The organism is Sulfurimonas sp. (genome assembly GCF_016744025.1).
Classification (GTDB): domain Bacteria; phylum Campylobacterota; class Campylobacteria; order Campylobacterales; family Sulfurimonadaceae; genus Sulfurimonas.
Window position 1 is genome coordinate 1 of the sequence record NZ_JADGFC010000022.1, and the last position, 12666, is coordinate 12666.

13 protein-coding genes are annotated in these 12666 nt (G+C 31.9%); all 13 read right to left on the reverse strand.

The features are described from left to right. Nucleotides 1-131: 131 nt before the first annotated feature. Nucleotides 132-773 carry a prepilin-type N-terminal cleavage/methylation domain-containing protein gene (locus QZZ48_RS05105; protein WP_294962672.1) on the reverse strand — a complete coding sequence of 214 codons (642 nt, stop codon included), beginning with the start codon at nt 771-773 and terminating at the stop codon, nt 132-134. Nucleotides 774-895: 122 nt separating this feature from the next. Further along, on the reverse strand, nt 896-2710 hold the full coding sequence (locus tag QZZ48_RS05110; protein WP_294962675.1) for a citrate/2-methylcitrate synthase: 1815 nt from the start codon (nt 2708-2710) through the stop codon (nt 896-898). Between the two features lie 10 nt (nt 2711-2720). Beyond that, nucleotides 2721-4058 (reverse strand): ATP citrate lyase citrate-binding domain-containing protein, encoded by a 1338-nt coding sequence (locus tag QZZ48_RS05115; RefSeq protein WP_294962678.1) that lies wholly within the window; start codon nt 4056-4058, stop codon nt 2721-2723. Nucleotides 4059-4154: 96 nt separating this feature from the next. Next, the gene (locus QZZ48_RS05120) at nt 4155-5336 is read right to left on the reverse strand and encodes a hypothetical protein (RefSeq protein ID WP_294962681.1); all 1182 of its coding nucleotides are present in this window, start codon (nt 5334-5336) and stop codon (nt 4155-4157) included. Continuing rightward, nucleotides 5333-5902, reverse strand: a complete 570-nt coding sequence (locus tag QZZ48_RS05125; protein WP_294962684.1) for an aminodeoxychorismate/anthranilate synthase component II — start codon at nt 5900-5902, stop codon at nt 5333-5335. The genes QZZ48_RS05120 and QZZ48_RS05125 overlap by 4 nt, the downstream gene beginning before the upstream one ends. Before the next feature lie 11 nt (nt 5903-5913). Then, entirely contained in the window at nt 5914-6750 is an 837-nt protein-coding gene (gene galU, locus QZZ48_RS05130) for a UTP--glucose-1-phosphate uridylyltransferase GalU (protein WP_294962686.1), read from the reverse strand. Nucleotides 6751-6807: 57 nt separating this feature from the next. Beyond that, nucleotides 6808-7839, reverse strand: a complete 1032-nt coding sequence (locus QZZ48_RS05135; RefSeq protein WP_294962689.1) for an AI-2E family transporter — start codon at nt 7837-7839, stop codon at nt 6808-6810. 10 nt (nt 7840-7849) lie between these two features. Next, nucleotides 7850-8647, reverse strand: coding sequence for an ABC transporter permease (locus QZZ48_RS05140; RefSeq protein WP_294962692.1), 798 nt, complete (start codon nt 8645-8647; stop codon nt 7850-7852). A 5-nt stretch (nt 8648-8652) separates the two neighbouring features. Next, nucleotides 8653-10533, reverse strand: coding sequence for a flagellar hook-associated protein FlgK (gene flgK / locus QZZ48_RS05145; protein ID WP_294962694.1), 1881 nt, complete (start codon nt 10531-10533; stop codon nt 8653-8655). A 1-nt stretch (nt 10534) separates the two neighbouring features. Continuing rightward, a complete protein-coding gene (locus QZZ48_RS05150) occupies nt 10535-10963 on the reverse strand; it encodes a hypothetical protein (protein WP_294962696.1) in 429 nt (142 codons plus the stop codon). 26 nt (nt 10964-10989) lie between these two features. Beyond that, complete coding sequence (locus QZZ48_RS05155) at nt 10990-11196, reverse strand: flagellar biosynthesis anti-sigma factor FlgM (RefSeq protein ID WP_294962697.1); 207 nt, start codon at nt 11194-11196, stop codon at nt 10990-10992. A gap of 66 nt (nt 11197-11262) precedes the next feature. Next, entirely contained in the window at nt 11263-11565 is a 303-nt protein-coding gene (locus tag QZZ48_RS05160; protein WP_294962700.1) for a rod-binding protein, read from the reverse strand. A gap of 15 nt (nt 11566-11580) precedes the next feature. Continuing rightward, nucleotides 11581-12627: a flagellar basal body P-ring protein FlgI gene (locus QZZ48_RS05165; RefSeq protein ID WP_294962702.1), complete on the reverse strand. Its 1047-nt coding sequence runs from the start codon at nt 12625-12627 to the stop codon at nt 11581-11583. Between the last annotated feature and the right edge of the window lie 39 nt (nt 12628-12666).

A 12666-nucleotide genomic window follows, 5' to 3' on the forward strand; every position in this document is an offset into this window, starting at 1 on the left:
TCAAAAGCTTCAACTCGAAGTCTCTCTAGTCCTTTTTGACAAGGTCTCTTTGTTTGTGGATGGGAATTATAGGGGGTTAATGCTTTGAAGTTTCTTAAGTGGAAGGGAAGTTTTTAAAACCTCCTATTTTTTTATGAATCTAATATGTGAGCATAACCTGTTTCTGGTTCTATAGCGATTGTCACACTGCCTTCTGGACTTGTAAGTATTATATTACACGTAGTTTCAATTAAACTGTTATTCTCATATGCTTGACTATCATTATGTATTGTTCCATTTATTGGTCTTCCTAAATGATCAAATGTAATCCTAGCACCACTACATCCTCCATCAAGATCATAATCAGAAATATTATATGTCAATCCTAAATTCATTGTTTTAGTTGCTTTAGTATTACTTGTATAAATTGTACCAGAATGTCCACCGCTTAGTAACTTGTTTTTATCAATCGGGTTTATTGCCACTTCATCTAAAGTTGAATTTGGACTACCTGTCTTTGATTTATCAGTATATACACTATATGCAACTTCGTCTTCAGAGTAAGCTGAATCACTAAATACAATCTGCCATCTCAATTTATACCAACTAGCATCAGTGGAATCAAACTTATCATCAACCATAGCTAAATGCTGCGTATATCTTATATGTGACACAACTTGGATTGCTGCTTCTCTTAATTTTGTTGATTGCATCTGAGGTAGCATTACTGCTGCTAATATACCTATTATAACTAATACGAAAACCAGTTCTAGCATAGTAAAAGCTTTTTTCATAAAATACCTCTAAATATTATAGTTGCAATTGAGTATAGCAAAATATCATAAAATTTAAAAATTATTGAGAAGAAGGAAAAAAGGAATCCAAGGAATAATAATTCCTTGGAAAAAGTTATCTATTAAAGCTCTTCTGCTTTTTGCACATCATACAAAATATCATCCATTGAATGTCTGTACATTGGCATTGCAAGTCTTTTTTCATCTAGAATATGACCGATAAATCCTATTGATCTACCAAGAATAAAGAATGCGTTTAATGCACCAGCATCAATGAACACATCAATTTCTTCGTCTTTATAAGATAATGATCTCCACATATCAATCATTAAAATACCAATTGTACCATCAACATTAAGAATTAAGTTTTCTTTTTTAGATGTTATTAATTGCTCTACAGTTAATGCATAATCAAGTAATGGAGTACTTGGAAAATACTCTTTTGCAAATTTTTTAAGACTTTCAACACGTAAATCTGGATTTTTAAGTGACTTAATTCTATGTCCAATTCCTGGAATTGGAATACCTTCTTTTTTCATATAAGCTAAGAATTCCTTTGGAGATAAGTTCTTATCGTTCGCATATTTGAAATATTTAGCAGCTCCATCAATCGCACCACCAAACCTTGGGCCAATAGTAAGAAGACCTGCTATAAGTGAACTTATAACATCTTTGCCAGCTCTTGCTGTAACTTTTGCATTATGAGCACCTGATACTGCCGGACCATGATCTGCAACAGTTTTAAGTACAGTTTCCAAAAAATCAACAGCCCATCTTGGATATCTTTTTTTAAACCATAAAATACTCATCACATCACCAATTGTAAATCCAGTATCTGGAGTTGCAACAGAAGATATTGGGTATCCGCAATAGTGAGCTTCTTCACCTCTTTCATCAGAAATAGTACAGATAAACTCTTTACTTCTTCTTGACTTTGGAACAAGATTAAGAGAAGGTTCTTTAGTATCTTCAATTTTTCCTTGTGCATGTAAGTCATGATAAACAGCTGAAATTATCTCCGGCAAATCATTAAAAGATCCTGGAACATGAATACCAGCTAGTCTCATTGCATCATTTTTAGACTCTGCAGTTTCTTTATCATCATTTGCCGATGCGCCAGCATGACCAAATTGAACACCAGAGTCATAATGCTTTGCAATTGTACCGATACACCAAGCAATTATTGGTTTAGTAAGTTTGCCATCTTTAATCGCTTCTATTACTTTATACTCTTCAGTACCACCAACTTCACCTAAAAGTAGCATATATTTGACTTCATGGTTAGCTTGCATTCTTAATAAATTATCAATAAAAACAGAGCCAACAAATCTATCTCCACCAATAGCAACACCTTCTGCAATACCATCTGCATTAATAGATATAATATTGGAAATTTCGTTAAATAAACCTCCGGAGCGTGTTACAAGTCCACACGAACCTGCCCGATGAAGTTTAGATTGAACTATATTTTCAATTGTTCCTCCAATATTTGCAATCTTAAATGCGCCAGGAGCAATAGCTCCAACAGTCGCAGGTCCTATTACTGTAACATTTTTACTTCTTGCATATTCATTCATACCACGAGCTAGTCTTTCAGGAATTCCTTCAGCAGTAATCATAATTGAGCTAAAACCTCCAATATTTAAAGCTTCCATAGTTACATCATAAGCTGTCCTAAAAGATGCAAAGTTTAAAAGTACATCAGCTTGAGGCTGAGCAGCTTTTGCATCTGAAGTAGTCTTAAAAAGTGGAATCATAACTTCATCTGGACCATAGAAAAATTTATCAAATTTATTGCCACTTGTTGGTGCAACGATTGCTACTACTGAGGGCTTCTCTCTTTTAATTGTGTAGTCATAATCTAACATTCTTTGAATTGCAGTTTTATTGTTATTCCAAAAAATTGCTTGTGTATCTCTAGTAAATAATTGTGCCATCTTTTTCTCCTTACTTCGCTAATGCCATACGCACTATGTCTGTAACATGTGTTTGTGGTCCATAAACTTCAATATAAAGGCCAAGTCTATCTGCAGCCTCTTTAATATCTCTAAGACCTTTTTCATAATTTGGTCCCCCGCGACGTACATATATCTTAATACCAACTTCTAACATTTTTTCAGCATAATTTTCAAAAGCTTGAATAATACCTGTAAATGTTTTAGCAACATCTGTAAAATTGGCTATTGCACCACCAATAATCATGATTTTTTCACGACCCATTGCATCTTTTTTTCTAGTCATAAGATCTAATAGAATCTCAGCATAGAATTTAGTCTCACCAGTAGTTGGTCCACCGGAATACTCACCATAATTAGCTAAATCTTCAATTCCAGCTAAGTCAGCGATAGTATCAGCATAAACAACGGAGGCTCCTCCACCTGCAACCATAGTCCAGATTCTAGCTTCTGGTTTAAGTAAGGTGAGTTTTAAAGAAGCTCCTGTCTTTGCATCTGCTTCTTCAATAGCAATAACTTCTGGAGACTTTGCTTCCATACCAAATGCAGTAGGATATTCAATATCACCCCACTCTTCTACCATCATGAAACCAGCAGTATCATCAAGTTTGGCAACCATATCAAGAAGTTCAATTTTTTTACCTTGCATTATAAAAGGATTTATTTCAAGATATGAGAAGTTTAATTCTCTATATGCTCTAAAAAAACCTATTGCAAATTCTGCATATGCGACTTTATTAGCTTTTACAATATCTTTAGGAATATTAGCTTTAATTTTTTTAGATATTTCTTCTTCTGAGTCTGTAATTAAAAAAGTAAGTTCAGTAACTTTTTCATCCCAAGCTTCTTCAACTTCCATTCCTCCTTCAGCAGACATGTATAAAACATCATTATCACCGATTACTGTTGCAGAAATATAATATTCTTCTTCTTGTTTGTGTGGAGTAAATGGTTCAACAACAAAGTGAGTTAACATATCAACTTTTGCTTCACCAGTAGGAGTATCACCATCAAATGAAAAAAACACTGATTGTTCGTTTGATGATTTTTCATCAATCCAAGATATAGCTTTAGATAAAGAAACATCACCTGGCTTAACGTCTTTAAAAAGAACTAAATCGTTCTTACCTCTTTTGCCAAACAACATATCTGGTTTAGCAACTAGGGCTTTGTCTTTAATCCAAGTTTTACCCTTTGTCGCTTTTTTCAACTCTGATCCATTTTGAACCATCACAGTTTCATAAGCATAAGTAAAATCTGGAAAATATTCATTCCAATGTTTTGCTAAAATTGACTTTGCATCATATTCTCTGATTGCTTTTTGTGCCATGTAAAACTCCTATCTATTATTTATAGAAATTTTATCACATTCCACTAAATCAATCTGATTTATAAGGATTTTAGACTAAAGATTCATTGCTAGTGTTTACTTTAGTAACATTCCTTTATATACGGGCCTATTTTCGTAACTAATAGTTACATTATTATTAATTCTTTCTGTCTGATTTATTTCAATCAACACATCAGTGCTACAATAAGTTACACCATAAAATTTTAATCTCTTTGACATTTTCGAATCTGTATCCACACATTCTATACCTCTGCTCTTTAACTCAGATGCCAATTCTTTTGCAACATGCATATTATAAGCGAAGTGATTTTGTGGCTTTTGTATAAATATATATAGTTCTTTATTGAAAAACACAACTAAAGAATTTAGAATTAGCAATATAAGAGATACAGTAAATATAATTCTATATCTTGTTCTAAACATTTTTAATCTAACTCTATATGAATGATAAAAAGTTTGTGCGGCTAAGGGAAGAGCTAAGATAAGATATGGAGCAAAATGTTCTAATTCTATTTTTTGTCTAAAAGATAAAAGTAAAGAAAATACAAATGCCACAGACGCAATAAACCATAATATATCGATTTGCTTAGTTAAGTACCTTCTATATAATATATAAAAGAGATAGATAAATATAATAGGAGTAAATATAGCAGTATATACTGCTATAGAATCTAAGAAGTGTCCTTGAGGAATTCCCTTAGTATCTACCCCGTATACTAATAATGATATAAAAAAAGCAAACATATTAAATATAAAAAAAGTTCTTTGCTTGGAATAGATTGAAAATATAGATAGCGCTAAAAATAAATATACAAATTCTCCTCCAATAAGTACATAGATGCCAAGAAGAAAATATATATATTTTCTAGCAAAGTTTTCATATGCATAAACAAAGAACAAAAGAGCAAATATCAACATGCCTGCGCTCTCTACTATTATTGCAGAACTTATAACTCCAGGAAGTAGAACAAATACAAGTAGAAGCCATAATCTATTTTTTCTATTAGGTAGATAATTTTTAGATATTTTATATATTAATAAGGCACTCAAAAGATGAAAAATAATCATTGGCAGTCTTAATGCAAAATCATTAGAGCCTAAAAAATATATTGAAGTTTTTATTATTAGTTGTAAAAAAGAGATATCTCCATACAGAATCATTGCTTCAGCATGAGAGATTGATAGTGAAGATGTTTGAAATAGAAGGATAGAAGCATCTATTCCTAAGATTAAGAATAAGATGAATCTATAACTCATAATTTTAGAAAATTCCCAATTATTTTGTGTCCATGTTCACTCATTATTGATTCAGGATGAAATTGAACACCATAAATATCTCTGTCTTTTATCTTTATTGCCATAATTTCATCATCATCTGTGCTGAATGCTGTTGGCTCCACTATTTTTGGAAGAGATTCTTTATCTACTATAAGTGAATGATATCTTGTTGCTATAAATTCTTGTGGAATATCTTTAAAAATTGCACATTCTTTTTCTCTTTTCATTATAGATGTTTTGCCATGCATCATATTTTTAGCACGGACAACATCTGATCCAAATACTTGAGCAATACTTTGATGACCTAAACAAATTCCTAAAATTGGTAATTTATCTTGAAAATATTCTATAGTTTCAAGTGTTATTCCAGCTTCATTAGGAGATGCAGGCCCAGGAGATATAATGATTTTTTCAGGATTTAATTTTTCAATCTCTAAAACACTCATTTCATCATTTCTTATTATTTTTAAATCTGCTCCTAATTCTTTACAATACTGAACGATATTGTAAGTGAAGCTATCATAGTTGTCTATCATTAAAATCATAATTTAATCCGTTATTTTTGCTTATTGTAAAAATAGTTTGTTGCTTGTACAAAACCATCTACACTACCACAATCAAATCTTTTACCTTTGAATTTATACGCAATAACACCACCTTTTTTGGCCTGTGTTAATAATGCATCTGTAATCTGTATCTCTCCGCCTCTGCCAGCTTTAGTATCTTTTATTATGTCAAAAATATCTGGAGTAAGTATATATCTACCTATTATTGCTAAGTTCGAAGGTGCATCTTGAGGTTCAGGTTTTTCTACCATATCATTTACTCGAATAACATTATCTTCAATAACATCACCTGCAATTACTCCATACTTATTAGAGTCCTCTGCTGGAATTTCCTCAACTGCAACTATGCTGCATTGATATTTTTCATATAGTTTAATCATTTGAGAAAGCACTGAATCAGAATCATTATCACATAAGTCATCTGCTAGTATTACGGCAAAAGGTTCTTGTCCAATAAGTGTTTCACCACAAGCTATTGCATGTCCTAAACCTTTCATTTCAATCTGTCTAGTATATGAAAAAGTACAATTATTTATTACATTTCTTATCTCTGTAAGGTAATGTTCTTTGGATGTATCTTTAATCTGATGTTCTAACTCATAAGATATATCAAAATGATCTTCAATTGCTCTTTTACCTCTACCCGTAACAATAGCCATAGTTTCTATGTTAGCACTTATTGCTTCTTCTACCCCATATTGAAGTAATGGTTTAGTTAATACTGGTAGCATCTCTTTTGGAATTGCTTTAGTTGCAGGTAAAAATCTTGTACCATAACCAGCTGCTGGAAATAGACATTTTCGAATTTTTATATTATTATTTGACATCATAAACCTTGAAGAATTTTATATATAGAGTATATCTATATTGCTCTTTTATTTTACTTACTTCTCTTCTTGCAAGTTCTCACCAGAACCTAATAAAACTGCTATCCATCTTGTATTTTTATCTTCATCTAGAACTATTTTAGCTATCATAGTCAGAGGTATAGAGAGTAACATTCCTACTATTCCAAGTAACCATCCCCAAAAAAGCAATGATAAAAAAACAACTAATGTTGAGAGCCCAAGTCCTTTTCCCATAATTTTTGGCTCTATAACAGAACCTATAATTACGTTTACTCCAACATATACACCACTAACGATTAAGGCACTGATTGAGCCTAATTGAATTAGTGTTATTAGTACAGCAGGAACCGCTGCAATAATAGATCCTATATTTGGAATAAAGTTTAACATAAAAGCTAAAACAGCCCAAAGAAAAGCATAGTCAGTTCCTATACTTAGTAAAGCTATCCAAATTATAAAACCAGTAAAAAGAGATATTAAAGCTTTTAAAACCATATATCTTTTTATTTTACTAAGTATCTCTTCTATATTATTTATTACACTATTATCTTTTGTTGCATATCTTATCTTACTTGTAAAGTGTTTTGATTCTAAAAGCATAAATATTACGCTCAGAAGTATTACAAATCCATCAGTGAACATTGAGCCGATACCTTGAACTATTCCACGAGACAACTGCATAATTTGCTTAGGATTTATTATACTAGTTATCTCTTTTTCAGGGAGTTCTACTCCAAGACTTATTGCCAACTGAGTTAATTTATGTAGACTTCCTGATAATTGCTCTTCATAAAAACCTATATTTGAGCTAAATTCTTGAGCTGATGTTCCAATTAGTTTTGCAACAAACATTAAAAATATTATAAACAGAGTTATTACAAATGTTAAAGATAGACCATTTGGTATACCTTTTTTATTGAAGTAGTTATATGATGGAGAAAGTATAATTGCTATGAATAGTGCAAGTAAAAAGGGAATTACTATAGATGTAGCACTCTTAACACCAGCTAAAACAATAATAACACTTGCTAATACAATAAAAAAGTAACCTATTTTCTTCTCTTGCATCTAGTAACCTTTAGTTTTGAATCTGTTTTTGATTTGTTAATTGCTGTAAATAGTTTGAAATGTTAATAAGTGAAAATGTAACTAAAAATATCATAAGTCCTGGTGAGAAACTCGCCCATGAAGCAATTTCTACTACACTTTTACCTTCACTTAGAATAGTACCCCAACTCATTTGAGGTGCAACGATTCCTAATCCTAAAAAGCTAAGTGCAGATTCTGCTAAAATTGCTCCACCAACACCAAATGTAAAGCTAACGAAATAAATTGGTGCAAGAATTGGAGCATAATATTTAAAGAGTATTTTTGTTTTACTCACATTTGCAATATTTAAGATTTTTATAAATGGCTGTGAAGTTACTTTGAAACTCTCTGAACGAACAAGTCTTGCTGTGGTCATCCACCCAGTAATAGATATAATAACAATTAGAATCCATACAGAAGCATTGACATAACTTATAAGGGTTAATAAAAGAAAAAAAGTTGGAAAAGTTAAAAATAAATCAATTATCACCATAAGACCTTTATCGACATTCCCTCGAAAATAACCAGCAGTAGCTCCAAACATTAAGCCTATTATTGAAGCGATAAAAGCACTTACTGCACCAATTGTTAATGACACTTTACCACCTTCCATAAGTCTAGCAAGAATATCTCTACCCAATCTATCGGTTCCAAGAAAATGATCTACTGACGGAGGTAAAAGGATAGAAGAGCTATCCAATGTAGTAGCGTCTATACTATAAATAAAAGAACCTAAAAAAGAAAATATAAAAACAAAAAGTAAAATAAAAATGCTAAATTTTGGCATCTGCGTTACTGTTTTATTCCAAGAAGAGTCTGCATCATCTGATCAATTGTAGTTATAACTTTTGCAGCAGCACCATATGATGTTTGATATTTAATCAAGTTTGTCATCTCTTCATCTATACTTACTTTTGATACTGAGTTATATTCTAATTCTGTAGCATTAAACTGGGTTGATATAGTTTCATTTTTAAGTACCGCCGCATTTGTTTGAATACCAACATTAGTAGTTATAAGATCAAACATAGCATACTTAGTAGAATTTACATCATCATTTCCAACATGAAAATCAACTTTTTCAAACTGGTCTTGAACCATATTTAAAGCAATAGTATTATCTCCTGCCAATGGTGTTGCACCTGCTGCCATTAGAGTAGGGTTAGTATTTAGTAAATTATTTAGTTGTATGTTACTGGCGTTATTTCCATCAAAGTATCTACTCATTCCAAGAGCACCAGCGAAATTACTTCCTGAAGCATATGATGAATCTTCAAAAGTATCAGCCATAGAAAAAGTATAACCTTGTGATTCGGCCAGTGCATCTAATGATAATTCCAATCCATTATCTCCACTAGCATAGGTAGCCCAATTAAATTTTATAAAATCATCCAAGTCATTATTAGCATTTCCATCTTCATTATCATCAAGTTGTGCTTCAAATTGGCCCTGAATAGAGTTCGAACCAGGAAGACCTGTCATTACAGTAGCTGCATCTATGACTATATCTCTTTTAGCCGCAATATTTCCATCTATATCATAGACAATCATTTCAAATGATCCATTTTGAACATTTAAATTAGAACTTACAAGAGAATCTGAAGGATCAAGATCAATAATATTTGATTCCATATTTGTTGTTGCACTACTTGCATAAAGATTATTTGTAGATTCTATTAAACCTTCTGCAAATGCGTCAAACTGTGTTATAACTTTTTGGAGAACACCATTTGTTGGCATTCCACTGGTAGTGTCAATACTTGCTCCACGTAAATTAAGGATAGATCCAATTGAACCACCCGTAATTTTTTCAGCCATAGGTATAAAAGTACCATCTTGTCTCTCAAATGTAAGATCATAAAATCCATTTTTATTATTTTCATTAGATATATGGATAGGATGAACAGAGTGTCCATCTACAATATTAAAGCCATTGATATTAGCACTGTAACTTCCTGTTTTAGTATTTGAAGAACTATCAATCTGTATATTAGATTCCATTTGATCAGAATTAATCTCTGCACCTATTAATCTTGATATACTTCTTTCTAAGAGATTTCTTTTATCTCTTAAATCATTTGCTGTGTATCCTCCGCCAGCTTCTGCTATATCAATAGCTTTATTAACATCTGCTATCTGGGAGGCGATGGAATTTACTTCATCTATATTTACTGCAAGTTGATCATTTAATTGACTTTGCAAGCTTGTTACATGTTCTTGAGTATATGTTATATGATCAGATAAAGTTTTGGTTTGTGTTGCTAATGATAATTTAATAGCATCATTGTCAGGATTATCTGCGAATGTTTCCCACGCATCATAGTATTTGGTTAAATCGGCTTTTATACCAACGCCATCTATCTCTGGAAAATATGTTGAAAGTTCTGATAAAGTTTTTTTCTCAAAATCACTATATTCTTTATCTGAAGAAATACTTGTATATCTATCATAAACAAAATTGTCAAATATTCTTTGAATATCTTTAACTTCAGTACCATTACCAACGTTACCAGGGGCAGATGCTAATGGTGTTGCAGTTTGATGAATAACTCTTTGTCTAGAATAACCATCCGTTTCAGCATTTGAAAGATTATGAGACGTTGTATTAATACCAGTTTGAGCTCCGTTAAGACCAGAATAGCCTATATGAAGAGCATTGAATATAGAAGACATACTAGACTCTAATTTCCAGTATCGAAGGATTTTTAGATGCTACTCTATTATATCCTTGCATCTCAGTTGGAACAACTCTTTCTAAGAAAGTGTTATATAAATTACTTACTATTAATACAAGTCTTGCATAGTGTTTATTTACATCCCTGAGATTATTTAGTTCAACTTTTAATTCATCTAGTTGTAAATGTTGTTCAGGGTTTATAAGTCCTGGTAAGTCCATATCAGGATTTCTAGTCATTAAAGATGATATTTCATGATCAATCATGGCTTTTTTTTGCTCGAAGCTTTTAAGTTTTTCTTCTTTTAACGATAATCTATCAAATTGTGGATCATTTTTAGCTTCTTTAATATCTGCTATATCAGACTCAGTAATTTTTATTAAATCCCTTAAATCTATTAAGGCACCTTGTAAATGATGAGACAACATCTTTAACCCCTGTCTTGTGTTTAAACCTATAGCAACTCGTCTGCTATCTTCTGAGAAAGAGCTTCTAGGTTAATTTTATACTCGCCGGATTCAAGAGCTTCTTTTATCTGCTCGACCTTGCTTGTATCACCTTGTTTTGTTATATTTGTTGAGGCTTTGTTTGCTTCTTTGGACTCTCCAAAGTTGCTAGCATAAGCACTACGAACCGAAGAACTATTAACTTGCGAAATCATAATTTATCCTTAATTATCTATATAGACTTTTTACATACAGCTATATCGACAAATAAAAAAAAAACTTCAATTTTTTCGACTTAAAAAATCAAAAAGCATTTGAGAAAATCCAAAACCCCCTGCACTGGCTTTTGCAAGCTCTTCTCTATACATTGATTTATATATTTTATCACCAGGATCATTCTGCTCTGAAAAAAGATTCTTCTCTTCTTTCATAGCATTATCCATTAGCATCTTAAGGATTACAGATTCAAAAGCATCTGTTTGTTCTCTAAGTTTAGCTTCATCTGAATTTACATCAATTTTTGGAACAATTTGATTTTGTGCCATCATTTGAGCTTTCATATTTATAGAGTTCATACCGTACATAATCTCTCCTCTTTCTTAGATAACTTTTAGCTCAGCAGAAATACTACCAGCACTTTTCATAGCTTCCAATATAGAAATAATATCTTTTGGAGTTGCTCCAAGTTTTTGAAGAGAACGAACTATATTAGCCACAGTTGTAGTTCCCTTTGTAGTATAAAGCTCATTTTGACTTAATCCAATTACTAAATCTTTGTCTACAGTCATAGCACCTTCAGGTTGAGAAGGAGTATCTTGTTCAAGGATTTTTATAGTTATGTCTCCGTGAGTCAAAACTATTGGTTTAACCTCTATATTTACACCAGCAATTATAGTTCCCGTTCTCTCATTTATAATAATTTTATCTTTTGGTCTATATTCCATATCTATATCTTGAACTTCTGCTAAAAACTCTATCATACTTTTATTTTTAGGTTTTTTAAGACGAATAGTTCTTGGATCCATAGCAATAGCAACTTGTGTACTATAAAAATTGTTTATTGCTTTTTGGATAGAAACACTATTTTTAAAATTTGACTCTTTTAGTGATAGTGTCGCGAATTCTTGATTATAAAGATCAATATTTATTTCGCGCTCTACAAAACCACCTTCAAATACAATACCAACAGTTGGATGAGACTCGCTTCCAGCACCTCTAGAGTTTTTCCCACCGATACTGATAGCACCTTGTGCAAGTGCATAAATTTTACCATCTACCCCTTTTAAAGGAGTCATAAGAAGTGTTCCACCCTCAAGCGATTTAGCATCTCCAATAGATGAAACCGTAATATCAAACTTATCACCCTGTCTAGCAAATGCTTGAAGGTTTGCAGTTACAACAACAGCTGCAACATTTTTTGATTTGATATCTATTGGGTTCATATCTATATTCATGGCTTTTAACATGTTAGAGATTGATTGAAGTGTAAATTTTGAAGTAGTTCCATCACCAGTTTTATTAAGACCAACCACAAGTGAATAACCAATAATCTGATTCTCACGAACACCGACAATGTTAGCAACATCATTGATTTTAGTAGCGTAAATAGAAGTAAGAGTAAGTAAGAGTAAAATAATTGTTTTCATAGCTAGTCCTTTAACTAACTATTACTCAGCAATTCCTAT

Coding starts and splice junctions, on each gene's coding strand:
- QZZ48_RS05105 (WP_294962672.1), bottom strand. CDS start 773: ATGAAAAAAGCTTTTACTATGCTAGAACTGGTTTTCGTATTAGTTATA.
- QZZ48_RS05110 (WP_294962675.1), bottom strand. CDS start 2,710: ATGGCACAATTATTTACTAGAGATACACAAGCAATTTTTTGGAATAAC.
- QZZ48_RS05115 (WP_294962678.1), bottom strand. CDS start 4,058: ATGGCACAAAAAGCAATCAGAGAATATGATGCAAAGTCAATTTTAGCA.
- QZZ48_RS05120 (WP_294962681.1), bottom strand. CDS start 5,336: ATGAGTTATAGATTCATCTTATTCTTAATCTTAGGAATAGATGCTTCT.
- QZZ48_RS05125 (WP_294962684.1), bottom strand. CDS start 5,902: ATGATTTTAATGATAGACAACTATGATAGCTTCACTTACAATATCGTT.
- galU (WP_294962686.1), bottom strand. CDS start 6,750: ATGTCAAATAATAATATAAAAATTCGAAAATGTCTATTTCCAGCAGCT.
- QZZ48_RS05135 (WP_294962689.1), bottom strand. CDS start 7,839: ATGCAAGAGAAGAAAATAGGTTACTTTTTTATTGTATTAGCAAGTGTT.
- QZZ48_RS05140 (WP_294962692.1), bottom strand. CDS start 8,647: ATGCCAAAATTTAGCATTTTTATTTTACTTTTTGTTTTTATATTTTCT.
- flgK (WP_294962694.1), bottom strand. CDS start 10,533: ATGTCTTCTATATTCAATGCTCTTCATATAGGCTATTCTGGTCTTAAC.
- QZZ48_RS05150 (WP_294962696.1), bottom strand. CDS start 10,963: ATGTTGTCTCATCATTTACAAGGTGCCTTAATAGATTTAAGGGATTTA.
- QZZ48_RS05155 (WP_294962697.1), bottom strand. CDS start 11,196: ATGATTTCGCAAGTTAATAGTTCTTCGGTTCGTAGTGCTTATGCTAGC.
- QZZ48_RS05160 (WP_294962700.1), bottom strand. CDS start 11,565: ATGTACGGTATGAACTCTATAAATATGAAAGCTCAAATGATGGCACAA.
- QZZ48_RS05165 (WP_294962702.1), bottom strand. CDS start 12,627: ATGAAAACAATTATTTTACTCTTACTTACTCTTACTTCTATTTACGCT.